The sequence below is a fragment of the Pontibacter sp. H249 genome (genome assembly GCF_037892465.1).
Classification (GTDB): Bacteria; Bacteroidota; Bacteroidia; order Cytophagales; family Hymenobacteraceae; genus Pontibacter.
In genome coordinates this window covers 1-25607 of the sequence record NZ_JBBKTR010000002.1, presented here as the reverse complement: position 1 = coordinate 25607, position 25607 = coordinate 1, and the positions used below count along the sequence as shown (strand labels likewise).

The window sequence follows — 25607 nt, the reverse complement described above, 5'->3', positions numbered from 1 at the left end:
TTGTAATAATGTAGTTTTTTTGATGTAACAGAACGTTTTAGCTATACGAACCCCACGATAGTTGGTTATTTTGGTATAGGAGTATACTTGTAGAGAATTAATAGAATACTAAGAGACAGGAATAATGTATCAAAGCCTTTACTCAGAAGCGCTGCCAAGCAAGCCGCTGCTCAGGCTAATACTTCTGTAAGTAGCTGACGATGTTCTTTTTAATATTTTTTTAGCGTTGCTAGTAAAATTAAAAGGAATATGTATCTTTGCTTTATTAATAAATTAATTTTGTAATGAAGACAGGTAAAGTAAAATTCTTTAACGTATCAAAAGGTTTCGGTTTCATTGTAGCCGATGACACTAACCAAGACATTTTCGTGCACCAGAGTGGTTTGGTACATGAGATTCGCGAGAACGATCACGTTTCTTTTGAAGTTAAAGATGGCAAAAAAGGATTGAATGCAATCAACGTAGAGAGAATCTAAGTTGTAACTATATCTCGCCGAAAGGCATCATTCATCTATTTTAACCCGCTCAGTTGCTGAGCGGTTTTTTTTTATTGCCTTAGCTCCCCGTTTTCCTTCTTTTCCTGATTTAGCTCCTCACCTTTTTCAATACCTTCCTGTATCAACTCCTGTGCTTCTTCTTTCTCCTCCAGGTCTGCTTTTGGAGGTTCCTGCTCTTCTTCAGTAATAGGCTCATAGTTTAAGCTGATAGCAATCGGAAAATGGTCAGAGCCAAACTTATCAAGCCTTCTTAAACTGAGCAGCCTGAACTCTGGGTTATAGAAAACGTGGTCGAGGGGGTAGCGAAAGAACGGTATAAGTGCATTGTAAGTATTGTAAAAGCCTCGGCCAACTCGAGGGTCGAGCATGTTGCTAATTTTTTTAAACAGCTTTGTAGTGCTAGACCAGGCAACATCGTTCAGGTCGCCGGCTACAATACTTGGATACTTAGTGGCTTTTGCCTGTTTGGCTACAATTAAAAGTTCTGCCTCACGTGTTTCTGTGTTACGCATCAGGCGGGGCGGTTGCGGGTGTACTGTAAATAGGTCAAACTTCTTACCGGTTGGCAACTCAACTACAGTGTAAAAAGACGGTATCTCCTCCTCAACCAGAAACCTGATTTCACTGTTATGCAATTTTAGCTTACTCCAAAACAGCATGCCGTATGTATTTTCCAGAGGCTTTTTGATAGAGTATGGAAACAGTGCATCAAACTCTTTTCTAACACTTTCGTGCCATGCTTCATTGGGCTCGTTCATAATCAGCATGTCAGGGTTTTCGCGCAACACAAGTTTTTTAAACTGCTGATGCTTTTTATTTACCATCCGCACATTAGAGATCATGATGGTAAAAGCATTTGCAGGGTTCTTCTGTTCGCTTCTTAATGCCTCAACCTTAGCCACAGGGGTAAACCGGAAAATGTATCTTACCTCATTTAAGATAGCAATGACCCAAGTTAAAAGCATTACTTTCTCAGATGTCTCCCCAAAGCCATACATCGAGATATAAGCAATAAGAACGGCAGTAAGAATTATGGCAACGTGCAGGCGCGGGAAGTCTAAAACCCTTATCCACCAAAGAGGAGACTTGATAAATGGGAGAAATGAGAAAATAGTAAAAACAAAGCCAAGTATAATAAGAGTGAGTTTCATTCTGATATATGCATGTGCATGAAAAGTTGTGTTCCTGAATACTTATGCTACATAGGTTTTGTTACTTTACAACCTACGCAAACTTTGTACTCTACTTTATGTACGCAAGACAGGAATAAATGCAAAAGCCCTGCACAGGAAATTCTGCACAGGGCTTCTATATACATTTAATAACTTAGTTATTCTGCCTGGTTCTCAGCAACTCTAACACCAACTGCTATTATATAAGGAAGCGGATCGCGGCGCATATACTGTGTTAATTTTAACTTATGCTTTCCTGCTTTACTAAATCTTACGTTATTTAATGCAAGAGCTTGCAAATCAAAAGTATTGCTAGATCCTTGCCCCAAAGGTTTACCTGTTTTAGAATCCATTAGCAACAACTCGTGCAGTTTAAATGATAATTCTTTACCATCCGGGCCTACTAGTTGGTGACGAAGGTATAGGTTGTAATAATCATATTCCAGGTTGTAGCGCACATTAATGTACACATTGTATACTTTGGTCGTATCCTGTATCTCAAATTCAAATACAGGAGCGTTATCAATTTGCCAATTACCATCAGGTAACTCTACATTCTGCTCATAGATGCGGGCCGGGTCGCAGCTGCTTAACAACAGCAGCAACGCTCCAGCCCACATTACCAAGATTTTATACATCTGTACGCGGTGGTTTAGATTCCTGATCAGGTTTTTTGCCTTTGAATGGCTTTCTGCGTTTTTTAGGCTTTTGTTCTGAACCTCTCTCCTCGCCAGCTGTTGGTGCACTACCGGTCTGACCTTCAGCCTTAGGTGGACTTGGAGGTCTGTTCTCTCTGCGTTCTCTTGGCTCCCTGCCTTCTCGTGGCTCACGTGGTCCGCGGGCTTCTCTAGGTTCACGCTGCTGGCGTGGTGCTTTAGCCTCTCTCGGTTCTTTGCCCTCGCCAAGAGGTTCGCGGTTATCGCGGTCCTCACGGTTTTTGTTTTTATTCTTAAATGGCTTTTGCTTGCGCGGCCTCTGTTCCTGGTCGCCTCTTTCGCCACTAGTTTGTTGCTCCTGCTTCTTTTCAGGACCTTCTTTTGGTTGTTTAAGAGCTTCTGTTGATGCTTGTTCAGGCTGTGTGCCAGCAGGCTTCTTCTTTTTCTTCTTTTTCTTCTTTTTGCTCTTAAACTTATCATCCAGGCGCTCCAGGCTACCTTCTACCTGCGCTACAAACTCATTCTGCTTTGGTTCTTCCTTAGGCTCCAGCAGCAGCGTTTCTACAGCAACACCTTTGGCATTTAGCTCCTGTATTTCCTGCACGCGCTCTACCGGCACCGGGTACCAATTGTTATCGCCTTTATAGCCAAACCACATCATGCGCTTAAAGATATCCGTCTTCTGAAGTATGGCATCGCCTTGCTGCGTTTGCAGTGGGCGATTTACTGTTGGGATATCCTTCAGGGCATCCATGTAAGTCTCAAGCTCATAGTTAAGACAGCACTTAAGTCTGCCGCACTGGCCCGAAAGCTTGCTAGGGTTTAGTGAAAGGTTTTGGTAACGTGCCGCTGTGGTAGATACACTTTTAAAATCGGTGAGCCAGGTTGAGCAGCAAAGCTCACGCCCGCAGGAACCAATGCCACCCAGGCGGCCGGCCTCATGGCGCAGGCTTATCTGGCGCATCTCAATCCGTATCTTAAATTCTTCTGCCAGTTTCCTGATCAGGTCACGGAAATCTACGCGGTCATCGGCTGAGTAATAGAAAGTGGCCTTGCTCTTATCAGCTTGGTACTCTACATCCGAGAGCTTCATTTTAAGCCCCAGTTGCTGGATTATCTCACGGCTGCGGTACATGGTAGTTCCTTCAAGGTCTCTTACCTCATTAAACTTTTCCATGTCTTTTTCATTGGCGATGCGGTAAATACTGCGAATTTCTTCGTTGTTGTCTACCTTTTTCTTCATCATCTGCAGGCGAACCAGCTCACCTTTTAATGATACAAAGCCAATGTGATGTCCGTTAGGTACATCCACAACCACGGCGTCGCCGGTTGTAAGGTCCAATCTGTTAGTATTGCGATAGAAGTCTTTGCGACCTCCTTTAAATCTTATCTCAACGATGTCGAACTCCTCAAACGACACGGGTAAATCCATGTCGCTGAGCCAGTCGAACACGTTTAAACGGTTGCAGCCACCCGTGCTACAGCCGCCGTTGCTTTTGCAGCCACCGGGTTTGGTGCCGCATCCGCCACTAGAACATGAACTACATCCCACTTTATATATCTCCTTATAATAGCCAGGCTATTCTTGTTTTCTGATTGAGTTAATTAACAAATATACTAAAATTTTAGGCTTTTGCTTTTGCTCCTCCTAAAAGTACAACATAAGCCAACAGTAGCCAGTCTAAATTGATTTCAAACTGCTGCATCTAGCTTAGCCGTGACTGTAAAATACGAAAAATAAGCAGCTGTGTAAAAAGGCAGCGAATTAAAGTATAATTTTAGGCAATGCTTCGAAAATTACTCTCACATGCGGCTATTTATGGGTTTGCAGCGCAGGTGCCAAGGCTTGTTGGTATACTTTCGTTGCCAATTATTACCCCTTACCTAACCGCATTAGATTATGGCGTTGCCGGCGTAATTACTGCTTATGTTGTTGCGCTAAGTGCGTTGTTCTCGCTGGGGCTATCGGTGGTTATGGTAAACAGTTACGCAAAGCACCCGCTGCACTACAAGTGGGTTTGGCGGCAGTTGCATGGTTTTTTATCTGGCTGGGCGCTACTGTACGGAGTATTGCTGAGTGCTATACTGTGGTGGGCTATTCCTGCCGAGGCTGCTGACAAACGTTGGCAATTGCTGGCGCTTAATGTGTTACCTGTAGTGCTGTTTGCCGTCACAGAGTTTCAGGCTATAATCCTGTTCCAGTTATCTCAGAGGCCAGTACCGGTTGCTATTCGCTCTTTTATGGTTGGTGCTGTTACTGTAGGGCTAAACATTTACACAATTGCTCACCTGAAGCTTGGCTTTATGGGGTGGTTTTATGCTAATGCCGCAGGTAGTTTAACAGGTTTTATACTTTACAGTTACCCTTTATACTTTAAAGAAGGAATGTGGCCTATCTTTAATTTCAAATGGAAGCGCATCAGGCAGTCACTTAAAGTATCGCTGCCGATTATTCCGCACTATTTCTCATTCTTTTTGCTTGATACTTCTGACAGGCTTATACTGGATTTATTAAAAGTACCCTTACCACGTATTGGCTTATATAACATAGCTTCCAGTTTTGGTTTATACTTTGCCGCCGCCTCTAATTCGGTGGTACAGGCAGCCTCTCCTTTTTACCTGCAGTATCTTACTAAATCTGCATCAGATATAAATGCAGCTAAACAAGCCAGACGTTTAACATTTGGCATGCAGGTACTTTTTTTGGTGGCAACATTTATACTTTGCCTTTGGCTAAAGGAGCTTTTTATACTTCTGATCAAGAACAGAGAGCTGCAACAGGCCTACCCGCTGGCAATTATCATTATGATGGGGTACAATTATAAGCCGATCTACTTAGGAGTGGTTAACCTGTTAACCTACCGTGAAAAAACGAAAGCGCTCTGGAAAATATCGGCAGTGGCCGGTGCAGGCAACATCATCCTCAACCTGATTTTTATACCTTATTTTGGAGTTGAAGCGGCAGCTGTTACCACATTTATTTCTTTGATGTATATGGGGTATTCGGGTTATACTTTAAAGGAGTATAAGCAGGTAGCTGAACTAAATTATTACCCATGGGTGTGGCTGGGAATTACATTGCTAGCCTTGGGAGCTGTTTTCTTATTAAAAGATATTGAGCCGATAAATAAGGCCATACTTACAATTGCTGTAGGTGCTGGTGCAAGCGTTGGTTTTTTATACTTTAGCAAAAGACTTTCTTTAACTTAAAAAGGAGGCCTTTGCCTCCCTTTTAAGTTGTAAACTATAACTTAGTTAAGGCTTTAGAACAACCTTCACACAATTGTCCTCTTTCTTTTTAAATATCTCATAACCATGAACTGCCTGGTCTAGTGGAAGTGTGTGCGTAATGATATCATCAAGTTTTACCTTGCCTTCTTGCACCAGGCTCATAAGGTGATCAATGTATACTTGTACTGGTGCCTGCGTACCCATTAATGTAACGCCTTTATCAAACCAACGGTAAATTGGAAAGTTGTCAAAAGAGGAGCCATAAACGCCTACCACACTTACAATGCCCGCCCGACGCACTGCTCTTAAACAGGTTTCCAGCACCTTTGGCGTGCCTTTTTCTATGTTGATAACCGCTTTAGCTTTGTCCAGGAAGCTGCGATCTGCTTCCATTCCCACGGCATCTATACACACATCAGCACCACGGCCCTCGGTCATACTTCGAATTATTTCTACTACCTGGTCCTGGTCCTGCCAAAGTATGGTTTCGGAGTTGGCAGCCTTTTTAGCCATATCCAGGCGGTACTGTTGCACATCTACATTTATTACTCTGCCAGCCCCCATCAACCAAGCCGATTTGGCAGCCATGATACCTACAGGGCCTGCACCAAAAATGGCTACGGTTTCGCCGCCTTTTATTCTGCCCCAATCAGCTGCTGCCCAACCCGTCGGAAAAATGTCGGTTAAGAAAAGCACTTGCTCATCGGTAAGTCCATCAGGTACTTTACGCGGACCATAATCAGCATAGGGTACTCTTACATACTCTGCCTGGCCACCGTTGTAGCCGCCATAAAGATCAGTATAGCCAAAAAGAGCAGCGCCTTTCTCTGACATAAAACCGCCATCTGGACCATACATAGGGTTGGAGTTTTCGCATTGTGTAGGCCACTGGTGATTACAAAAGTAGCAGGTGCCGCACGCTATCGGGAAAGGCACTACTACACGGTCGCCTCGTTTCAAGTTTGTTACGCCAGGGCCTACTTCTTCTACTATGCCCATAAATTCGTGTCCCAGAACCATATCCTTCATCTGGGGTACAAAGCCGTCAAGTATGTGTAGATCGGAGCCGCAAATAGCTGTAGAGGTAACACGTATAATAGCATCACGACTTTCCTCTATTTTAGGATCGTCAACGGTTTCTACGCTTACGTCGTTAATTTTGTGAAATACAAGTGCTTTCATAGTACAAGTTTGATTTATAAAGTTGCATTGCCCTTTTCAAGGCTTTTAGATAAAGTTACTAACGACTTAACCCTTAACTAGTTTTGATTCTTTATGAAGCCTATCTTCCTATGTGTAGAGATAATATGCTCGTATAAGCCATTCGCCGTAGAAGGAGTCTAATATTTGCCTATGACAGATTTTACATTCTCTTTTCTGGCAGCACAGGAAATGCCCACACTGCACCATGCTTTCTTAAAAGCTTTCGCAGACTATATTGTGCCAATACAATTAGATGCAGTACAATTTAAAGCTAAAATAAAACGGGAGGGCATAGAGCCAAGCTTCTGTGTGGCTGCTTACAACAAAGGGCAGATAATAGGATTTATACTTACTGGGCTCGGGGAGTGGCAAGGGAAACCAACGGCTTACAATGCCGGAACAGGCGTACTTCCAGAGTATAGAGGCCACCAACTGACGCAGCAGCTTTATACTTTCCTATTGCCAAAGTTGCGGGAAAGTGGCATTGAGTGCTGCCTATTAGAGGTAATACAGGAGAATGAGCCTGCACTTAAAAGCTATAGGAATATAGGCATGCAAGTTACCCGCACCCTCTACAGCTTTCGTGTAAAAAAAGAAGATCTAATTTTTCCTGTCGATCGTCCTCAAAATATTAGTATTTCAAAAGCAGTTAAACCGAATTGGCAATTGTATCAAAGCTTTCAGGATATAAAGCCAAGCTGGCAAAACTGTTCACAAGCTGTAAGAAGAAGTAAGGATGAAAACATCCTATTGGAGGCCAAGGATCAGAACAAAATTGTTACAGGCTTTATAGTTGTTTATCCCAAAAACGGAGCCATTGCGCAACTCGCTGTAGCAAAAGGCAGCAGGGGCAACGGCATTGGAACAGCCCTGCTACGAGAAGCGGCAATGTTAACTCAGGCACCCACGCTACTGTGCATAAACGTTGATGCTACAGCAACACAGATAATCTCTTACCTGGAAAACCGCTATTTTAAAAGATTACTGGTGCAATACGAAATGCAGATGCCAGTTTAAGTTAAAGTAATGATTTTGGGGTTTCCCTCTGTTTATACTTAGTATGGTAACTAGCATATAGCAACATGCATATATGCAGAAAGAGGTAAATTCCGGCCAGTATCTAAGGTATGCCAAAGTATAAGCAGAAAGTCCGATAAATATAAATGCCAGTATCAAGCCGACACACAAATTTGACTACCATCGCGGGTATAAGTGTAGGTCCCAGCTTTTTATACCTTCCAGTTGTAGAGTACGTGCAACTATATGGCTTACAACCATGAATGTAAGTAAGGTAATCACAGAAATGGTAAGAGACTACGGGAAGAACTTGTGAAAATGATAAACCGCAAAGAGTAAAGCAAAGCTAATAGCAACAGTATAACGACTTGAGCAGGAAAGAACTAAATAAGTATCTTTGTCATCAAATTAAAGATAATGAACATGAACACTGCGTGGTTTTACCTGATACTAGCCGGTATTTGCGAAATTGGATGGGCCTTTGGGCTAAAGTATAGCGAAGGCTTTACAAAGTTTTGGGTAAGTGTAGTAACCGTAATCGTGATGATCCTGAGCTTTGTGCTGCTTTCCCAGGCTATGAAGCATTTACCGCTCGGTACAGCCTATGCCATCTGGACGGGTATTGGAGCAGCGGGTACAGCTATACTTGGCATCGTGTTCTTAAACGAGCCACGCGATGCCATTCGTATATTCTGTATATTACTAATTGTTATCGGAGTAGTGGGGCTGAAGGTATTTACAGAAACAAAGTAAGAATACTACCAGGCATAGAAGTCCAGCTGCCTAGGCAGGAACAAGTATAAGCGGGTGACGCTTACTATACCAGTTGTATAAGGTTTAGGAAGTCTTACTGTTCGCCTTTCCGAAGTATAAAGGTTTACAAAATGCAGTACCCCGTCCTGTACAAAGTATAACTCGTTGCCCAGAAAGTTTATGTATGTTACTCCTGTAACTGGCAGTTTACGCTTGTAATTGCCTAGGTTATCAAAAACGAATATACCGTTAGCATCTAGTAAGTATACCATATTCTGATACTCGCGTAGTTGCCTTACGTTAAAGCGTTCTTTGTCCAAAATCAGATTCAGGGGTGTTTCTATGGTTACTTTCCGCAGCTGCATGTTAAGCTTACTCAGAGTAAGGCTGGTCTCGTCGAATAACCAGAAGCTGTCATCAGAGGCAAGCGCTGCGGCTTTTGCTGTTCCTGTATAGTTTATATCCTGTAGTGTAGTGTTACCAATAGGGCGCATAAACCTATCCAGCAATTGCAGTTCTTGCCTGTCTTCATAAAACAGAAGGATTTTCATAGGGTTCCAGGCGTCGATGCTGGCAATGCGGCCTCGTGTTGGCGGTGAAAAAGTGCCTAAAGTATTACCCAGCGAATCTGTTCTTACAATACTTCTGCCGCCTGGGGCCAGAAAGTATATGTTGCTGTTACGGTCTTTAGAGATGGTGGTAGGGGAGGTAATGGCTAAACTATGGCTGTACTTTAGTGGTTGCGTCTGGGTAGTGTCTTGGGCAATAGCAGTGCCCGCTGCCATTAGCAGCGCCAACAAAAGTATAACTATGTAATTTTTAGCCTTCAAAGGTTTTCAGTTCAAAGTTCTCTCCGTCGTATACACCATACGTACAAAAATTGACCCATTCTCCCAGGTTCAGGTAGCGGCTTTGCTCTGCAATTGGTATATCCAGCGGCAAATGTCGGTGCCCGAATACATAAAAGTCGTGGTGTTTATCAGCTTCTACTTCTTTACAGTACTGCACCAGCCACTCATCATCTCCTAAAAACTCCTCGTCTTTTTTAATATTGCTGATGCGGCTTCTGCGCGACCACATGTTGGCAACTCCTATTCCTAGATTAGGATGGATGCGTTCAAACAGCCACTGGCAAGCTTTGTTGTTAAATACACGCTTCAGTACCTTGTAAGTATGATCGCCAGGACCCAAACCATCGCCATGGCCAATATAAAACGTATGGCCGTTTATACTTGTAGAAATCGGGTCGCGAAGTATGGGTGTGTTCAGCTCCTTTGGGAAGTAATCGAACATCCACATATCATGGTTCCCCGTGAAAAAGTATACTGGTATGCCTGCGTCTGTGATCTCGGCTAGTTTACCCTGCAACCGGATATAGCCTTTTGGTATGGCATGCTTGTACTCAAACCAGAAGTCGAAGATATCGCCCAGCAAAAGTATGGCAGCAGCATCTTCTCGAACCGTATCCAGCCATTTTACGATCTTTTTCTCACGCTGTAGGCTGGCTTCGGCAGTGGGTACGCCTAAATGAAAATCAGAGGCAAAGTATACTTTTTTACCTGAATCTAACTTGTTAATGCGGAAGGTCATCAATCAGGAAAAGTACTAGCTGTTTAGGGCCGTGTGCGCCCATTACCAATGTTTTCTCGATATCGGCTGTGCGGCTAGGCCCACTTACCATCGATACCATAGAAGGAAAGTTCTCTTTATACTTATCGCGTACGCGCTGCAGGCCGTCCTTTATATCAGGCACTAATTGGCTGCCCTTTGCTACCACCATATGCGTTGGCGGATAAATGCTCAAGCGGCGGCCACCTGCATTGGCAGAACTTACCAGCACGCTTCCGGTGCGGGTAATAAGGGCTTCGCAGGTAGTAAGGCTGGCTTCGGCATCGCGCACAAAGTTATCCTGGTCTGCTGAAAACTCTATTCCGGCATGGTGTAGGGCGTTCTGCAGATTAGGTTCCCAAACATACAGATGCTGCAAATTCTGCTCTTTTTTATAAATGTACAGCTGGTCAAAAAATGCTTCTTCGCTATCGCAGTATATAAACACACCAGCGTTTTTAATGAAGTTTTCTGCAAATACTATCGATAAGTCCTCTAGTGCAATGGGTGAGTGCAGCGGAGAGGTAAAATCGGGGGTAGGAGGCAGAAAAGGCGCCGACTTAGCCAGCGCCTCTCTTACTCTTCTTAATACTATTTCTTTTGATTTTGCTTCGTACATGCTAGTTACTAAGCTGTTCTGGAGTTGATGTTATCTCTTTCAGCTGGAGTATTGTCGTTTTCCAGCGGCGTGCCCGGTACAGAACCTTCTTCTTGCTCAGAGTGCTCCGTATGGCCAAACTCAACAGGATGTGTCTGGTCTACTTCGCTTTTTGTCTGGCTTCTGTCGGTACCTGCGGTGTGTGCCTGGTATGTAGTCAGGGCCTCAAACGGACGCTTGCCAACCAAACGCTCCAAGTCACTCTGGAACAGAATTTCTTTCTCCAGAAGCTCCTGGGCAATTATCTCCAATTCACGACGCTTATCATTCAACAGCGCTTTAGTGCGCTCATAAGCTGAGCTTATTAAAGAGCGTACCTCTTCGTCAATTGTCTCGGCAGTTGCTTCAGAGTATGGCTTGCTAAAGGTCATGTCAGACTGCTTGGAATCGTAGAACGATACGTTACCGATCTTCGAGTTCATACCATACATGGTTACAATGCTGTAAGCCATTTTAGTGATACGCTCCAGGTCACTCAGGGCGCCTGTCGATATCTTGCTAAACACAATTTCCTCAGCGGCACGTCCGCCAAGGGCCATGCACATCTCATCGATCAATTGCTCTGTGGTATACAGGAACTGCTCTTTTGGCAGGTACTGCGCATAACCTAAGGCGGCTACACCACGCGGTACAATACTTACCTTCACCAACGGATCGGCGTGCTCCAGGAACCAGCCTGCAATTGCGTGGCCAGCTTCGTGATAAGCAACAATCTTCTTCTCTTCCGGAGAAATGATCTTGTTCTTCTTCTCCAAACCACCAATCACGCGGTCGATAGCGTCGTTAAAGTCTTGCTGATCTACAGCCTTTTTATTACGGCGTGCAGCTATCAAAGCAGCTTCGTTACATACGTTCGCAATCTCGGCACCGGCAAAGCCAGGTGTCTGAGCAGCCAATTTTTTAGCATCTACATCCGAAGCCAACGTTAACGGGCCAAGGTGTACATTAAAGATTTCTGTACGGCCGTTAATATCTGGTTTATCAATGCTGATCTGGCGGTCGAATCGGCCAGGGCGAAGCAAGGCAGAATCCAAAGTATCAGGGCGGTTAGTGGCTGCAAGTATAATTACACCTGAGTCGGTGGCGAAACCGTCCATCTCCACAAGCAGGGAGTTAAGTGTGTTCTCGCGTTCATCGTTACCGCCTGGCGTTGTGCCACGGCTACGGTGGCGGCCAATCGCATCAATCTCATCAATAAAGATAATACAAGGGGCTTTTGCCTTCGCTTGCTTAAACAAGTCGCGTACACGTGCTGCACCCACACCCACAAACATCTCTACAAAGTCGGAGCCTGAAAGTGAGAAGAAAGGTACGTCTGCTTCGCCGGCCACAGCCTTTGCAAGCAAGGTTTTACCAGTTCCCGGAGGGCCTACCAGCAACGCGCCTTTTGGTATCTTACCACCAAGTATAGTAAACTTGCTTGGGTTCTTCAGGAATTCCACGATCTCCTGCACCTCTTCTTTTGCCTCCTCAAGGCCAGCCACATCCTTAAATGTGATTTTTACCTTGTTCTCAGCATCAAAAAGAGCGGCTTTAGATTTACCGATATTGAAGATCTGACCTCCTGCACCACCAGATGTTACACGGCGCATCAGGAACCAGAAACCGAATACCAGCAGTATCAGGAAGCCCCATTGCAGGAAGAAGTCAGCAAAGCCAGTACGATCTACCGGCGTTAGCGCTACCTGCTGTTCACGAGGTAAGTTTTCCTGTAGCTTATCGAGGTCTTGCTTGAAAGACTCTGCAGTAATTACCTGGAAGTGATAGTGCGGGCCTTGATCCATGGTTAAAGCACCACGGTTGTTCAGGTCTGGCTTATACTTCTCATTCTCTAATGCCTCCTCTTTCAGGAATACCTCTACAGTTTTGCCATTCACGATGTTTAGGCGTTGCACATCACCGCTTAGCAGCATCTCTTCAAACTCCGGTTGGGTAGTTTCTACAGAAGAGTTGCTCTTGTTTAAGTACGTAAGTCCGAAGATCAGCAGAATCAGTACGGCCAGCATCCAAAGCTGCATAGTAGGGCGTGGCGGTGTATTCGGGATGATCGGCTTTTTCTTTTTGTTATTGCCTTTTTTGTTATTTTCTGCCATTGATGTTTAGTTTCAGTTGTATATAAACATTGGCTACAAGCATATGTTTAAGCCAAATGTATTAGACAGATTCTACGTGTTTTATGCTGGCATCGCCCCAAAGCTCTTCCAATGCATAAAATTCACGCTTATCTTTCAGGAAGACGTGGGCAACCACATCTACGTAATCTAGCAGCACCCACTCTTTGTTGATGCGGCCTTCACTTTGCCATGGATTTTGTCTAACAGCCTTGAACACCTCTTCTTCAATAGAAGTGGCAATAGCGTCAAGTTGTGTATCGGAGCCAGCCGATGCTATAACGAAGTAATCTGATACGGCGTTTTTAAGTGATTTAAGGTTAATTACGACAATATCGGAAGCTTTCTTCTCCTGCATTCCCTTCACGACTAGTTCTGCCAATATGTCTGAATTAGCCTCAACCTTGGTTTCTTTCATTTGCTATACTTAAATTTGGATGTACAAAAGTATTAAATTCTGGGTTAAAGTATGTTGCCTAATACGCTGTTTATGGGCCAGCAGCTATATTTTCTGCCGGCTTGTCCTTCTACCAACTCTGAGGCCCAGCAGCTTCTCCTCAAAAATGAAGCCACAGAGGGCTGCACGGTAATTACGGCACATCAAACTGCCGGTCGTGGACAGCGAGGCAATACTTGGGAGGCCGAGCCCAATAAAAACATTACACTTTCTGTAATACTCATGCCAAAATTTCTGGCTATCAAGCACCAGTTTTACCTTAATATTGCTGTATCGCTTGGCGTGCTAGATTTGCTCCGCGAGCTTGGCCTGGCCAAAGCCCAGGTTAAGTGGCCTAACGATTTATACTTTGAAGATAAAAAACTTGGCGGGATTCTAATAGAAAACACAATAAATAGCCTTACTCTACAACACTCTATTGCTGGAATTGGTTTAAATATCAACCAGTTGCAGTTTGGATATACAACGGCGACATCCGTGGCAAAAGTATTGGGTTCTGAACTGAATCTGGAGCAAGTTACGCAGAGATTACTGGAACTGTTAGAAAAAAGATATCTGGAGCTGCGAAACGGCAAAACGGCGAAGTTAAAGTATGAGTACTTGCAGGCGTTGTACCGCTATCAGGAAAAGCACATGTTTGAAGTGCAGAACCAACTGGTAATCGGGCATATATTGGGTGTTGATGATGAAGGCCGCCTGGCTGTAGATATAGCTGGCGAGCTGCGTTACTTCGGTTTTAAGGAGATAGCTTTTGTTATTTAAGGTTTCTTTTTAGGATAAACTGTTGCGACCTGTACCGGCTTCTGCTCATTTATAAGCTGCAGGCGCAGGTTTACGTTAATGTTCTCGGCCATAAAGCCTCCCGTAAGTTTCGGCGACTCTATATGATGATCTTTTGTGCTCACAACAAATAACGACTGAAGTATAAAGCTGTTTCCTTGCTTCTTTAACGTTCCTTTTATACTCCTCTGTCTGGACACCCCATGTATGGTAAGGGTGCCGTATGCGGTTACCTCTTTGCTGTTCTGGCTAAAGCTAGCCACCTTGCCGATAAATGTTGCTTTGGGATGCTTCCCTGTTTGCATGTACTTGTTGTTAAAGCGCTCCTGCATTAAGGAATTTGCAAACTGAAAAGATTTGACAGGTATCTCAAAGTATACTTTACCTGTTTCCGGATTTATACTTCCTGTTATTTCTGTAGAAGTTCCCTTAATCAGATCAAGGGGTGCTCCGGCGGAAAAGGTGACCTGGCCGTTGCCACTGTATGTGTTTTGCTGCGCTAAGCTAACCTGCCAGCAAAGCAAAAAGGTTAGCAGCAGCATTATATGCGGTTTCATAAAAGCGGCTTGTATATATTATTAAAAACTGCTTATACTTTTTATTGTTTCACTATCTAAGATCAAAAAGCAGGAGATTTAAAGCATGCTCCTGCTTATTTGGTCAAGGGTAGTTTTATCAGGGTATAAACAGTTTGTATTATTTATTTAACTACTCATTCAGGTGCAGTATGCACTGGGGCTAAAGAAGCTGAAGAATGTGTCAGGCTGATGTTATTACCTGTTAATAGGAAAACAATACAAATTATTATCTATTAATTATTTTATATTTAGCTTAACGGCAGGTTTAGGAGCTGGTTGCATAAAAACAGCAGATTTAAAATAGTGCAATCAAGTTATTAGAAAATTGAAATAGGCTAACATGCATAATCAGTCAATTTTGCTTCGGGTGTTTACCCTTGGCCACTGTGGAGTGGCTTGTGTTAATTTGGTAGGGAAGTGCTGTTTAAAAGTATGTGTGCAGCTAGATAAAATTATATAAGTGCAGTGTCTTCTGAAAATTAATCATTAACACCGGAGAAAGGCATGCAACCTTTTGCTCGTATTGGGCATCATTTTTGAGAATTAAGATTACCGTGAAAGGTTTTGTTCGTAACTACCTTTCGCTAAATATTTTAAAAATAATATTTAGACTTCTGGCATTTTAAGCTATCTTTGGTTTTAATGTCGGATTAGACTTAGAATCTAAAGCGATTATACCCTTATGAAGAACTTTACTAAACTATTTTTTATTGCCACTCTTATTAGCTCGCAGCTGCTCGGTTTTGCAGCAAGCGCTGGTAATAGCCTGAGTGTAACTTTCGGTGAGGCGCCGGTTTTTAAAGGCGGCGCTACAAACTGGAAGCTAATTCAGGAAAAAGGTGCTCAGCTAAGCGTTTCTGCTCAGAACGCACGCCCAGCTTTCGTTCGTAACGAAGAAGAGCATACCTGCTCATCTTTATATGCTTCAGCCGTTAGCAAAGAGTTTCATGTGGTAGAAAGCCGTGTAAGCAAGAGTATGTTTGCTGCTGCAAGTTTTGCCTCATTTGCTAATGTAGCTCCGGTGCGCCCTGTAAAACAGTTGCCAAGTATAAATGCTTATCCAAATCCTTCGCGTGGTATCACCAAGCTTTCACTTAGCTTGCCAGGAGGACATGAGAACTATAAAATTCGCATTTCCAACACTATTGGTAAGGTGTTAAGTGTACATGAACTAGTGCCTGCCGAAAAACTGGAGGTAGAACTGAACATGACTAGCCTGCCATCTGGAATCTATTTCTATAGCCTTCTGGTAAACGACAAAACTGTTGAGACTAAGCGTCTTGTGTTGCAGAAGTAGCAGCAGATAAGCTTTACTAAATATATGAAGCCGGCCATCAGGCCGGCTTTTTTTGTTACTAACATTTAAAATTGAATAGTCCCGTGCGTTTTATTTATTATTTTCGGGGCTCAATCAAATAGCTATGATGGATTATCGTAAGATAAACAACCTCGTGGGCTGGGTCGTGTTCCTTATCGCGACTACAGTATATGTGCTAACGCTGGAGCCAACAGCCAGCTTCTGGGATGCTGGTGAGTTTATTGCCTGCTCGTACAAACTTCTGGTGCCACACCCTCCAGGTGCCCCTTTTTACCTGTTGGTAGGCCGTATGTTCTCCATGATGGCCGGCGATCCGTCGCAGGTGGCTTGGTGGGTAAACCTGCTCTCTGCCTTGTGCAGTTCTTTTACCGTGCTGTTCCTGTTCTGGACCATTACCATTTTTGCCCGCAAGCTGCTGGTAAAAGAGGGTGCAGAGCCTACAACCGGCAACATACTTCTTATCATGGGAAGCGGTGCTGTGGGAGCCTTAGCCTATACTTTCTCTGACTCTGCCTGGTTTTCTGCAGTAGAGGCTGAAGTATATGCCATGTCGTCGTTCTTTACAGCTATAGTTTTCTGGGCAATGCTGCGCTGGGAGGCAAAAGTAGGAGAGGCTCACTCTGATAAGTGGCTTGTTCTGATCGCGTACCTGGTAGGTTTATCTATTGGTGCACACTTGCTAAACTTGGTAACAATACCTGCGCTAGCGTTTGTGTATTATTTCAGGTTGTACAAGCCTACATTCTGGGGCGGGGTAATTGCCTTTGCCATTAGTGCAGTTATTGTAGTAGCCATACTTTGGGGCGTAATTCCTGGGCTTCCATCGGTGGCAGGCTGGTTCGAAGTACGCTTCGTGAATGACCTTGGACTTCCATTCAGCTCTGGCCTAATTGTTTTCCTGGCGTTGTTGATAGCTGCAATAGTATACGGCTTATTGTACTCAATCAAACATAACAACCGTGTGCTGAACACTGCTATACTTTGCTTTGTGTTTGTACTGATAGGATACTCCTCTTACATGATTATCCCTATCCGATCTTCTTACGACCCAACCATCGATGAGAATGATCCGGATGATATTATGAGCTTTGTATCTTACCTGAAGCGTGAACAGTACGGTGACCGTCCGTTACTTTATGGCCCACAGTACAATGCACAGCCAGTAGATCAGAAAGAGAAAGCCCCTCGTTATATCAAGGGCAAAGACAAATACATAGCAGTAAAAGGTGGTGTAGAGCCTATTTACGAGAGCAAAGACAAAACCCTTTTACCACGTATTTACAGCGATAACCCCCAGCATGTAGACGAATATAGAAAGTGGGTAGATTTACGTGAGGGGCAAATGCCAACATTTGGGCAAAACCTTAGTTTCCTGCTTAACTATCAGTTGGGCCATATGTACTGGCGTTACTTCCTGTGGAACTTTGCAGGCCGCGAAAGCGATGTGCAGCATGCTGGTGTGCTGTGGTTAGGAAAATCAGATCCTAATGCCCCTTTACGAGTGCTGGAAAGTGAAGCACGCAACTGTTTCTACCTGCTTCCGCTCCTGATTGGTATACTTGGCCTTATTTATCAAGTACGAAAAGATGAACGAAATGCATTAGTAGTTGGTCTGCTATTCTTCTTTACGGGTATTGCCATTGCGCTGTACCTAAACCAGCCACCTGTAGAGCCACGCGAACGCGACTATACTTTTGCAGGCTCTTTTTATACTTTCTGTATCTGGATTGGTTTAGGTGTGATGGGGCTGGCCGAATTACTGCGCAAAGCAGTTAAAAATAACCAGGCTGCCGCAGGTGTTGCCACTGTTGTTGGTTTATTGGTGCCAGGTGTAATGGCTGCGGAAGGGTGGGATGACCATGACCGCTCTGACCGTTATCACTCTGTAGACTCAGCCAAAAACTTATTAGACTCCTGCGCGCCGAATGCCATACTTTTCACGAACGGGGATAACGATACATTCCCGCTGTGGTATGTACAGGAAGTAGAAGGATATCGTACCGATGTGCGCGTGGCAGTGTTAAGCTACCTGAACACAGATTGGTATATAGACCAAATGCAGCGCCAAGCCTATGAGTCTGATCCATGGCCACTTTCTCTGGAAAATGAGAACTACCGCCAGGGCACCAACGATTATCTGCCTTATGTAGAGCGTGCCCAAGTGGCGGCAGGCATCGATCTGAAGCAGTACATCTCGCTTGTAAAGCAAAGCCATCCGGCGCTGCAGGTGCAGTATGGTGCTGGTACAACGCTGCTAACATTCCCAACCAAGAACTTCTCCTTGTCGGTAGATAAAGCAAAAGTTGATGCAATGAACATTGTACCAGCGGAGAAAGAAGCTCAGATTGTGGATCGCATGCAGTGGACTATTAACAAGTCTATACTAGAGAAGAAGCACCTGATCATGCTGGACCTGTTGGCTACAAACGATTGGGAACGCCCGGTATACTTCTCAACCACAGTAAACAGTGCCGACTTTATAGGCTTATCCGAGTACTTCCAGTTAGAGGGCTTAGCATACAGAGTAGTTCCTGTTAAAACACCGGGTGATAACGGACAGAGCTTGGTGCATAAAGAACTGATGTACGAGAACATGATGAAGAAATTCCAGTTCCGTAACTTTGATAAGGAAGACATCTTTTACGACGAGAACTATTATCGCTTCTCGGCCAATGCACGCGATAAGTTTGCAAAACTAGCTACCGCATACCTAGAAGAAGGCAACACAGCCCGAGCTAAAGAAATTATAGAGTATTGCTTTAAAGTGATGCCGGAGAGTGCAGTGCCTTATGATTATTACACGCCACAGTTCATAGCCTTATACAATGCGGTTAGCGAAGAGCAAAAGGCAAAAGAGATGATGGAGTCGATGATACAGAAATCAACAAAGTCGCTGGATTACTATTTCTCAGAAGGTGCTTTATTTGATATGGAGATACAGACGAATATGATCATACTGCAGCAACTGGTTGGTTTAGCCGAAGAAATGGGCATGAATGACCGGGCTCAGCAGCTGCAGCAGCAGTTTATGCAGTACCTGCAGCGCATGAGGCGTTAAACATAAACAAAAAACATCTTTCATCAGTAAAGAAAGCCGGGCGGTAGTTGTACTATTACCCGGCTTTTTTGTTCTTTAAAGAAAATTGCTGTAGATGGCACGCATCATTTTACCTGTTGCTTTATTTGTTATGCTTATTGGCATGTATGCTTGTGGTACGCCTCAAGCAGCACGTTTGCAACCTGTTGTAGTAAGGCCGGTTACACCTGAAGTGTCCATGAAATATAACTTTTATAAAGCTAATGACAGTCTATATGTCTTCCTTAGGTTTGAAGATGAGCAGGAGGTGATGGATGTGCTGCAGTCTACCACAGCCTTAGAATATTTTGTTAGAACCGGTTTGTCTGACCGGGATAAAGTGCTGGCCGCTGACTCATTGGTAAGGCCACCCCGAAAGATTACAGATGTAGAAGGGCAACTGCACATGTCTTTTGTATTGCCGGCCAGCTTAGTGCAGGAGCCAAACGTATTGCACCTGAGGTTATGGCAGGCAATGGTGGGGCAGGAGCGTATGGCCGTCCGTTACCGTGTTCCGCTAAAGGCACAGATGCTTGACAAAAGTTACCTGCTCATCAATGCCAGTACAGACAAAGCTGTTTTTAGTAATTACTGTAATACATCAGAAAAGTATGCCGTGCGTTTTTACAACGGGCAGGTACGACCTATAACAGCTCATCTCCATAAAATAGAATTTGCGCCAGCGCTGCCACCTATGTCATTACGCGAAGTGCCTGATCAACTTGATCTGCCAGTGATGGATACCTTAGTATTTAATGATGGAGATACTATTACCTTTGATCAGGAAGGCTTATATTTATTTGAGCCGTCTTCAGCGTTTTCTAAAGGCATTTTGGTGCAGAGGTGGGCGTACCCACAGGTATCCATGGCTGAAGAACTGGTGCAGCCATTAATTTATATTACTTCATCTGCAGAGCGGGAAGAGCTTTACAGGGCAGCAGACCCAAAGGCTGCAGTAGATGATTTCTGGTTGAAAGTAGCCGGCGATAAAGCAACTGCCCGAGAACTGATTAGGTCATATTATGGGCGAGTAGAAAAAGCCAACAAACTCTTTACGAGCCATAAAGTTGGTTGGACCACCGACAGAGGAATGATCTACATTATTTATGGCAAGCCAAGTACAATAAGCCAGACAGGCAATACTGAGACATGGATTTACCGTGAGTCACCGACCAGCCCGTACGTTAAGTTCGTTTTTAATAAAAAAGAGGATAACTTTACCGAAAATAATTATGAGCTGGTACGGCGCCGCGAGTACGAGGAGAGTTGGTACAGCACAGTTGCAAAATGGAGAGCAGGAATAACAGACAACATGTAGGAGGCAACCGCTATGGTGGCCCCAGAGCACCCAAAGAAGAAAAATTAGAGATGATTTTCGGATCGCGTCCTATACTGGAGGCAATGCTGGCCGGAAAGACTCTTGAAAAGATTTTCCTGCTTCGTGGTACCAAGAACCCGACCACAGACGAGATAATGGCGGAGGCCAAAAAGCATGACGTGCCGGTAGCGTCAGTACCGCTGGAGAAACTGAACAAACTAACTCGTAAAAATCACCAGGGAGCGGTAGCGTTTATCTCGCCTATTACATACCAGCCACTGCCAGAAATCGTAACCTCACTTTTTGAACAAGGTAAAACACCGTTGCTGCTTATACTAGATAGAGTAACTGATGTGCGTAATTTTGGATCGATTGCAAGAAATGCGGAGTGTATGGGTGTAGATGCGATTGTGATCCCAAGCAGAGGCGGCGCACAGGTAAATGCAGATGCCATGAAAACATCGGCTGGTGCCCTTAACCTGGTGCCGGTTTGCCGTGAGCCTAATTTAAAAGACACCATCGATTACCTAAAGGAGTACGGAATACAGATAGTTGCCTGCACTGAGAAAACTGAGCACATGATCACCGACTTTGCAGTTGATTTCTCTGGGCCTACAGCCATTATCATGGGTAGTGAAGAGGATGGTATCTCACCTGAGTACCTGAAGCGTGCCGATGTGCGCCTGCGCATACCACTAATGGGCCAGATTGGTTCTTTAAACGTATCGGTGGCAACAGGTATCATACTTTACGAAGCCATGAGCCAGCGCCTGCGCGAAAGCGGATACTCCAGCCTGGGCAGCCTGGAACCGAGATAGATTTATACTTTACCTCATAAGCAGAAGGCCCGGAAACAGACTTATGTTTCCGGGCCTTCTGCTTATACATATTTATACTTTGAAGATCGTCTAAATAAAGTCTACACCTTTACGTGACTTAGCATCGGCCATAAACTCTTTCACTTTCTGCTCTTCAGTTTTTTTGCAGATCATCAGCATATTGTCATACTCTGCTACTATGTAATCTTCCAGGCCTTGCAGCACTACCAGGCGCTCTTTTGGTGTTTTGATGACGCAGTCCTTGCTATCGCATAGCAGCACCTCGCCGTCAAATACGTTTCCGTTCTCGTCCTTTTCATTGATGGTATAGAGCGAGTCCCAGGTGCCAAGGTCAGACCAGCCCCCGTCTGCAAACCAGTTTCAGACTCCGCCTTTTTAGCTGTTTGCAATTTAAAGCTCAAAGTACTTTCCCATGGGTATATTTATCTATTCTCAGCCTAATTTTCCTATATAATATTTTCTTGTATCACTCTATCTCAAAGTGATATAGGGGTAAAAAGTCACTTTGAGACAACGAACTCTTTGCATACAGTACCATCTTTTAATGATCAACATATAAAGAAATACAAATTAATGAAAGTAGCGCATATGTTACTTTTAAATGTGATTTTCAATGTAAAAGTTGGTTTTAACTAAAAAAATGAGGTCTTTATCTTAAAAAGATACTATATGTTATGTTACTTTTTGGCTATGAAATTCCTTTTTATTCCTAGTGAAGAAGTAGAAGTTTATTGTAAAGTATTGCTGCCTTGAACTAAAAGCGAAAAGACGCATGATACTCAATTCATTGCTCCTCCTTACTATGAGATTGTTAGTAGGAGACTTAATATAGTAATGAATAACTATCAGACATGTTATGTTTTTAAGCACCTATGGCGAAAGTTAGAGTAATAAAAGAGTTAGTTAGATACTGTCGCACTAGGAGGCCATTGATAAAAAGTTTGATAGCATTTAGCGAATAGCAGAATTTAGTTCAACGTACCCCAGCTTATGGGTTCATATCAAAAGGAACTGAAAATCTCAAATTCAAAGAATGCAAACCAGCTGGTGGGACAAGCTGAAACAGCCACTTGAAAGAATCTGAAAGTAAGCAACTGTTTTAATTCACATTAACTTATGAGAAATTTTTTTCTAATTGTTTTCTTTGGTATTGCATTAGTTCTTAATGCAAACGCAAACACTCTAAACAATTCTACGGTAAATTTTCTGGATAGTCCAGTTGAAACAGATGTGAGTTCTATATCTCAGTTAAATGAAACTACAGATTCTCACTATAAGGTTGTAGTTAATATTTCGAGAGAAGATGCCGTGGCAAAATGCACAGTTGAAGGGAAAGTAACAGTAACAACTGAAGATGGGGACTCGGTAACTATAGAGTTCAAAGTCACTGCTGATTCATGTAAAGAAGCTATGGCGGTTCAGGCTAAGATTATGGAAGCTTTAGAATAATGATTTAATGTGTTTTTGTTATGAAAATTAAACTATTGATACTTTCGATAGCACTGATAACGTCTGTAAATATTGCTTATGCGGGTACAGACACTCGAATGTTAGATTTGGATCAGGTTAAGCTTCAGAATGCGTTTCTAAAAGAAAATTCTGAAGCTGGGTTGTCAACATCTGACCTAGGTAGTTGTAAGATTAATGTGTACACTGAACTTGACAATGGCACAATAATCGAAGGTGTGGTTACTGTGACAGCTGATGAAATTAACTGGTTTACATGTGGATTGATAAAACTATACGGTGTATTCTCAGATAAATATTAATCATTAACCTATAGCAATGTGCTATCTTTCAATTGAAAAATAGCACATTGCTTTTTAAAGCAAATACCTCTTCACTTATGAAAAAAATATTATTTGTAGCTTTTATGCTCCTTGGTATAAATGCATATTCTCAAACCGAACAGGCAGATCTATATTTGGAGTATGCTGTTATTCAAAATGGTAAACAGAAGGTTGGAAAATTTTATAAAATTAAGAATGAAGGGCTATACTTCTATGAGAACAGCGATAGTAGCCATGTAAAGGAAACTCAGGAAGATAATGCCTACGGAACAGTTTATTCTGTTGAACTTAAATCAAGTCACGAAGTTCATGGAATGGTTAAGACTAACTTAGATTCCGAGGAGTTACTGTCTAGTGAAAGGATATTTAATAAAGGTGAGTATAGGGAGTTTGTAGTTAAAGAGAAGCTAAGTAATATTGATTGGAAATTGCTTACTGACTCAAAAGAAATTGCTGGGTTCAAATGCAGAAAAGCCACGGCAAACTTTAAAGGTAGGAATTATGAAGTGTGGTACACAATAGAGATCCCTATTTTAATGGGGCCATGGAAATTACATGGTTTACCAGGAGCAATTGTAGAAGCTTATGACATTGATAATTATATTCATTTTTCATTAGCTAAGGTAAGTACAGATAAACAAAGTATAGCACACGAAGAGCTTAACGAGGATAATGCCATTTCCTGTGCTGAATATTTAGCACTAAAAGCGGACCAAGGATTAGAAATGAGCAAGCACATACAGTCTAAGCTGCCTAGAGGAGCTCAATTCAATGTTACAAAAACTACTAATAATTGGCTTGAGAAAGATTGCAATTAAAAGGAATATTGTTAGTAAAATCTATCTTTATTTTGATGTCTGTAGGTGAGTAAATTAAAAACTTAAGTATATTGAAATTACCTGGTTTTATTCTGATCTTATTTTGCTTGGTAAGTAGCTCTGTTAAATCCCAGGTCTTAATTAAAGGATACGTAACAGATAGCCTGGGATCAGAGCTTCCTTATGTTAATGTTCTTCTGAAGGATTCTCTGGGGCAGCAAATAATTACTTACACAGCCACTACTCATAATGGCAATTATCAGTTAAAAACCAGTAACACAGGCAGGCATTTACTTGTCTTTTCAGCCTTAGGTTTTTCGGAAATGGCGATAGCCATTAATATTTCTTCACATCAGGCAGATATAGTACAGAATATATCTCTAAATAAAAAGCATTTTGAGCTTAAAGAGGTAACCATTGCAGTTAGAAGACCTGTAACCATCAAGAAGGATACTGTCATCTTTGATGCTCAATACTTCTCTAAGGGTAATGAAGCAGTCGTTGAAGACCTGTTAAAAAAAATACCTGGTATCACCGTAGAGGAAGACGGCACAATTAGAGTTGGAAATAAAGAAGTAGAAAAAGTTATGGTAGAGGGAGATGACTTTTTTGAAAAAGGATACAAAATAATTACCAAAAACATGCCTGCTCAACCAATTGAGCAGATTGAGCTTTTGCAAAATTATTCTAATAATGAGCTTTTAAAGGATGTAGAAAAAAGTGACAAAGTTGCAATAAATCTAAAACTAAAAGAGGAGGCTAAAAGACAGTGGTTTACCAATATCAATTTAGGGTATGGTATCTCTACTGAAAGTCGCTATACGTTACAAAGCAATGTATTTAATTTTGGCAAGAAGAACAAATACTATTTTCTGACAAATATAAATAATATTGGATATGATGCCACAGGAGATATCGATCATTTAATCAGGCCTCAGCGAGCAGATGGTTCGGGAGTGGTGGGTAATGGGGAGCGCGCATATCAGGTAATTGATTTATCCGCTACTTCCTTGGATTTTAAAAGAAGCAGAATAAGCTTTAATGATGATAAGTTACTTTCTTTAAATGCAATTTTTAACCTTACTCAAAAGCTGAAAATTAAAGCTCTCGGCTTCATAAATTTAACTGAAAAAGACTTCTTTAGGAACTCAGTTGAAAAGTTTCAGTTTAATCAAACAAGTTTTACCAACACAGATAACTATCATTTAAATCAGAAAAGCTTTACAAACTTTTTTAAGATAGATTTGATATACAGCCTTAACAAAAACCAATCTTTCGAAGCCACAATTAAATACAATAGCGGGAATGAAGATGCTCACAGCAAATTACTATTTAATGAGCTTCCTATAGTTGAAAATTTAAGAACCAGAAACCAGCTTTTTGATCAAAGCTTTATACTTACAACAAAATTTAAAAATAAGAATGCGCTCTTAATCAAGGCAAGGTACATTGATGAAAAAAGTCCACAGCTTTACCAGATCAATCAGTTTTTTTATCAGGACTTGTTCCCTGATAATCAGGATGTAAATAATACTCAACAGCAGAGTAAGAATAATATGTTGTATGGTGGGCTTGAAATGCATTATTTGAAGAAAGTAGCCGATGGAGATGTATTTGAACTGAAATTAGGTAATCAGGTAAGGGAAGATTTGATAGCTGCCTCTTTATCACTTAAAGATTTAACAACAACTTTAGAACAACCGACAGATTTTCAAAATAACACTCTT

The 25607-nt window shown here is 42.6% G+C and carries 23 protein-coding genes and 1 pseudogene; 13 read left to right on the top strand and 11 right to left on the bottom strand.

The window, feature by feature from the left end:
* Positions 1-284: 284 nt before the first annotated feature.
* Entirely contained in the window at positions 285-476 is a 192-nt protein-coding gene (locus WG943_RS02320; RefSeq protein WP_340406560.1) for a cold-shock protein, read from the top strand.
* A gap of 71 nt (positions 477-547) precedes the next feature.
* On the opposite strand, the gene WG943_RS02315 is transcribed toward WG943_RS02320, so the two are convergent.
* The 3 genes from WG943_RS02315 to WG943_RS02305 all read right to left on the bottom strand — a co-directional run bounded on the left by WG943_RS02315 (position 548) and on the right by WG943_RS02305 (position 3778).
* Entirely contained in the window at positions 548-1648 is a 1101-nt protein-coding gene (locus tag WG943_RS02315; RefSeq protein ID WP_340406559.1) for an endonuclease/exonuclease/phosphatase family protein, read from the bottom strand.
* Between the two features lie 179 nt (positions 1649-1827).
* Positions 1828-2307: a gliding motility lipoprotein GldH gene (locus tag WG943_RS02310; RefSeq protein ID WP_340406558.1), complete on the bottom strand. Its 480-nt coding sequence runs from the start codon at positions 2305-2307 to the stop codon at positions 1828-1830.
* Positions 2300-3778, bottom strand: coding sequence for a PSP1 domain-containing protein (locus tag WG943_RS02305; protein WP_445323618.1), 1479 nt, complete (start codon positions 3776-3778; stop codon positions 2300-2302). Before WG943_RS02305 ends, WG943_RS02310 begins: the two co-directional genes overlap by 8 nt.
* Before the next feature lie 332 nt (positions 3779-4110).
* On the opposite strand from WG943_RS02305, the gene WG943_RS02300 reads away from it, so the two are divergent.
* Entirely contained in the window at positions 4111-5535 is a 1425-nt protein-coding gene (locus WG943_RS02300) for a lipopolysaccharide biosynthesis protein (protein ID WP_340406557.1), read from the top strand.
* A 45-nt stretch (positions 5536-5580) separates the two neighbouring features.
* On the opposite strand, the gene WG943_RS02295 is transcribed toward WG943_RS02300, so the two are convergent.
* Positions 5581-6738 carry a zinc-dependent alcohol dehydrogenase gene (locus WG943_RS02295; protein WP_340406556.1) on the bottom strand — a complete coding sequence of 386 codons (1158 nt, stop codon included), beginning with the start codon at positions 6736-6738 and terminating at the stop codon, positions 5581-5583.
* 171 nt (positions 6739-6909) lie between these two features.
* Here WG943_RS02295 and WG943_RS02290 point away from each other — a divergent pair, with 171 nt between their 5' ends.
* Complete coding sequence (locus tag WG943_RS02290; protein WP_340406555.1) at positions 6910-7776, top strand: GNAT family N-acetyltransferase; 867 nt, start codon at positions 6910-6912, stop codon at positions 7774-7776.
* Between the two features lie 417 nt (positions 7777-8193).
* Positions 8194-8529 (top strand): DMT family transporter, encoded by a 336-nt coding sequence (locus WG943_RS02285; RefSeq protein WP_340406554.1) that lies wholly within the window; start codon positions 8194-8196, stop codon positions 8527-8529.
* A gap of 5 nt (positions 8530-8534) precedes the next feature.
* Here WG943_RS02285 and WG943_RS02280 read toward each other — a convergent pair whose 3' ends face one another.
* The 5 genes from WG943_RS02280 to rsfS form a co-directional block, all read right to left on the bottom strand.
* Positions 8535-9359, bottom strand: a complete 825-nt coding sequence (locus WG943_RS02280; protein ID WP_340406553.1) for a hypothetical protein — start codon at positions 9357-9359, stop codon at positions 8535-8537.
* The gene (locus WG943_RS02275) at positions 9349-10119 is read right to left on the bottom strand and encodes a UDP-2,3-diacylglucosamine diphosphatase (RefSeq protein WP_340406552.1); all 771 of its coding nucleotides are present in this window, start codon (positions 10117-10119) and stop codon (positions 9349-9351) included. The genes WG943_RS02280 and WG943_RS02275 overlap by 11 nt, the downstream gene beginning before the upstream one ends.
* A complete protein-coding gene (locus WG943_RS02270; protein WP_340406551.1) occupies positions 10103-10756 on the bottom strand; it encodes a LutC/YkgG family protein in 654 nt (217 codons plus the stop codon). Before WG943_RS02270 ends, WG943_RS02275 begins: the two co-directional genes overlap by 17 nt.
* A gap of 8 nt (positions 10757-10764) precedes the next feature.
* On the bottom strand, positions 10765-12888 hold the full coding sequence (gene ftsH / locus WG943_RS02265; protein ID WP_340406550.1) for an ATP-dependent zinc metalloprotease FtsH: 2124 nt from the start codon (positions 12886-12888) through the stop codon (positions 10765-10767).
* Between the two features lie 61 nt (positions 12889-12949).
* On the bottom strand, positions 12950-13324 hold the full coding sequence (gene rsfS / locus WG943_RS02260; RefSeq protein WP_340406549.1) for a ribosome silencing factor: 375 nt from the start codon (positions 13322-13324) through the stop codon (positions 12950-12952).
* Between the two features lie 51 nt (positions 13325-13375).
* Between rsfS and WG943_RS02255 the strand changes: the two genes are divergently transcribed.
* The gene (locus WG943_RS02255) at positions 13376-14125 is read left to right on the top strand and encodes a biotin--[acetyl-CoA-carboxylase] ligase (RefSeq protein ID WP_340406548.1); all 750 of its coding nucleotides are present in this window, start codon (positions 13376-13378) and stop codon (positions 14123-14125) included.
* Here WG943_RS02255 and WG943_RS02250 read toward each other — a convergent pair.
* On the bottom strand, positions 14122-14700 hold the full coding sequence (locus WG943_RS02250) for a YceI family protein (protein ID WP_340406547.1): 579 nt from the start codon (positions 14698-14700) through the stop codon (positions 14122-14124). The genes WG943_RS02255 and WG943_RS02250 overlap by 4 nt on opposite strands.
* A 703-nt stretch (positions 14701-15403) precedes the next feature.
* Here WG943_RS02250 and WG943_RS02245 point away from each other — a divergent pair.
* The 4 genes from WG943_RS02245 to rlmB all read left to right on the top strand — a co-directional run bounded on the left by WG943_RS02245 (position 15404) and on the right by rlmB (position 21251).
* A complete protein-coding gene (locus tag WG943_RS02245; protein WP_340406546.1) occupies positions 15404-16018 on the top strand; it encodes a T9SS type A sorting domain-containing protein in 615 nt (204 codons plus the stop codon).
* Between the two features lie 124 nt (positions 16019-16142).
* Positions 16143-19097, top strand: coding sequence for a glycosyltransferase family 117 protein (locus tag WG943_RS02240; RefSeq protein WP_340406545.1), 2955 nt, complete (start codon positions 16143-16145; stop codon positions 19095-19097).
* 94 nt (positions 19098-19191) lie between these two features.
* Positions 19192-20433, top strand: a complete 1242-nt coding sequence (locus WG943_RS02235; protein WP_340406544.1) for a GWxTD domain-containing protein — start codon at positions 19192-19194, stop codon at positions 20431-20433.
* Positions 20403-21251, top strand: coding sequence for a 23S rRNA (guanosine(2251)-2'-O)-methyltransferase RlmB (rlmB, locus tag WG943_RS02230; protein ID WP_340406543.1), 849 nt, complete (start codon positions 20403-20405; stop codon positions 21249-21251). Before WG943_RS02235 ends, rlmB begins: the two co-directional genes overlap by 31 nt.
* A 90-nt stretch (positions 21252-21341) precedes the next feature.
* On the opposite strand, the pseudogene WG943_RS02225 reads toward rlmB, so the two are convergent.
* Positions 21342-21623: pseudogene (locus WG943_RS02225) on the bottom strand (mannose-1-phosphate guanylyltransferase); the annotation flags it as partial.
* Between the two features lie 765 nt (positions 21624-22388).
* Between WG943_RS02225 and WG943_RS02220 the strand changes: the two are divergent.
* The 4 genes from WG943_RS02220 to WG943_RS02205 all read left to right on the top strand — a co-directional run.
* Positions 22389-22721 (top strand): hypothetical protein, encoded by a 333-nt coding sequence (locus WG943_RS02220; RefSeq protein WP_340406542.1) that lies wholly within the window; start codon positions 22389-22391, stop codon positions 22719-22721.
* A 20-nt stretch (positions 22722-22741) separates the two neighbouring features.
* Positions 22742-23041, top strand: coding sequence for a hypothetical protein (locus WG943_RS02215; RefSeq protein WP_340406541.1), 300 nt, complete (start codon positions 22742-22744; stop codon positions 23039-23041).
* A gap of 77 nt (positions 23042-23118) precedes the next feature.
* Positions 23119-23880 (top strand): GLPGLI family protein, encoded by a 762-nt coding sequence (locus WG943_RS02210; protein ID WP_340406540.1) that lies wholly within the window; start codon positions 23119-23121, stop codon positions 23878-23880.
* 71 nt (positions 23881-23951) lie between these two features.
* Positions 23952-25607: carboxypeptidase-like regulatory domain-containing protein (locus WG943_RS02205; protein WP_340406539.1), on the top strand; the 1656-nt coding region annotated here is incomplete at its 3' end.

Excerpts from the sequence above, each read along its gene's own strand:
- WG943_RS02320 (WP_340406560.1), top strand. The coding sequence starts at position 285 with ATGAAGACAGGTAAAGTAAAATTCTTTAACGTATCAAAAGGTTTCGGT.
- WG943_RS02315 (WP_340406559.1), bottom strand. The coding sequence starts at position 1,648 with ATGAAACTCACTCTTATTATACTTGGCTTTGTTTTTACTATTTTCTCA.
- WG943_RS02310 (WP_340406558.1), bottom strand. The coding sequence starts at position 2,307 with ATGTATAAAATCTTGGTAATGTGGGCTGGAGCGTTGCTGCTGTTGTTA.
- WG943_RS02300 (WP_340406557.1), top strand. The coding sequence starts at position 4,111 with ATGCTTCGAAAATTACTCTCACATGCGGCTATTTATGGGTTTGCAGCG.
- WG943_RS02295 (WP_340406556.1), bottom strand. The coding sequence starts at position 6,738 with ATGAAAGCACTTGTATTTCACAAAATTAACGACGTAAGCGTAGAAACC.
- WG943_RS02290 (WP_340406555.1), top strand. The coding sequence starts at position 6,910 with ATGACAGATTTTACATTCTCTTTTCTGGCAGCACAGGAAATGCCCACA.
- WG943_RS02285 (WP_340406554.1), top strand. The coding sequence starts at position 8,194 with ATGAACATGAACACTGCGTGGTTTTACCTGATACTAGCCGGTATTTGC.
- WG943_RS02275 (WP_340406552.1), bottom strand. The coding sequence starts at position 10,119 with ATGACCTTCCGCATTAACAAGTTAGATTCAGGTAAAAAAGTATACTTT.
- WG943_RS02270 (WP_340406551.1), bottom strand. The coding sequence starts at position 10,756 with ATGTACGAAGCAAAATCAAAAGAAATAGTATTAAGAAGAGTAAGAGAG.
- ftsH (WP_340406550.1), bottom strand. The coding sequence starts at position 12,888 with ATGGCAGAAAATAACAAAAAAGGCAATAACAAAAAGAAAAAGCCGATC.
- rsfS (WP_340406549.1), bottom strand. The coding sequence starts at position 13,324 with ATGAAAGAAACCAAGGTTGAGGCTAATTCAGACATATTGGCAGAACTA.
- WG943_RS02255 (WP_340406548.1), top strand. The coding sequence starts at position 13,376 with ATGTTGCCTAATACGCTGTTTATGGGCCAGCAGCTATATTTTCTGCCG.
- WG943_RS02250 (WP_340406547.1), bottom strand. The coding sequence starts at position 14,700 with ATGAAACCGCATATAATGCTGCTGCTAACCTTTTTGCTTTGCTGGCAG.
- WG943_RS02245 (WP_340406546.1), top strand. The coding sequence starts at position 15,404 with ATGAAGAACTTTACTAAACTATTTTTTATTGCCACTCTTATTAGCTCG.
- WG943_RS02240 (WP_340406545.1), top strand. The coding sequence starts at position 16,143 with ATGATGGATTATCGTAAGATAAACAACCTCGTGGGCTGGGTCGTGTTC.
- WG943_RS02235 (WP_340406544.1), top strand. The coding sequence starts at position 19,192 with ATGGCACGCATCATTTTACCTGTTGCTTTATTTGTTATGCTTATTGGC.
- rlmB (WP_340406543.1), top strand. The coding sequence starts at position 20,403 with ATGGAGAGCAGGAATAACAGACAACATGTAGGAGGCAACCGCTATGGT.
- WG943_RS02220 (WP_340406542.1), top strand. The coding sequence starts at position 22,389 with ATGAGAAATTTTTTTCTAATTGTTTTCTTTGGTATTGCATTAGTTCTT.
- WG943_RS02215 (WP_340406541.1), top strand. The coding sequence starts at position 22,742 with ATGAAAATTAAACTATTGATACTTTCGATAGCACTGATAACGTCTGTA.
- WG943_RS02210 (WP_340406540.1), top strand. The coding sequence starts at position 23,119 with ATGAAAAAAATATTATTTGTAGCTTTTATGCTCCTTGGTATAAATGCA.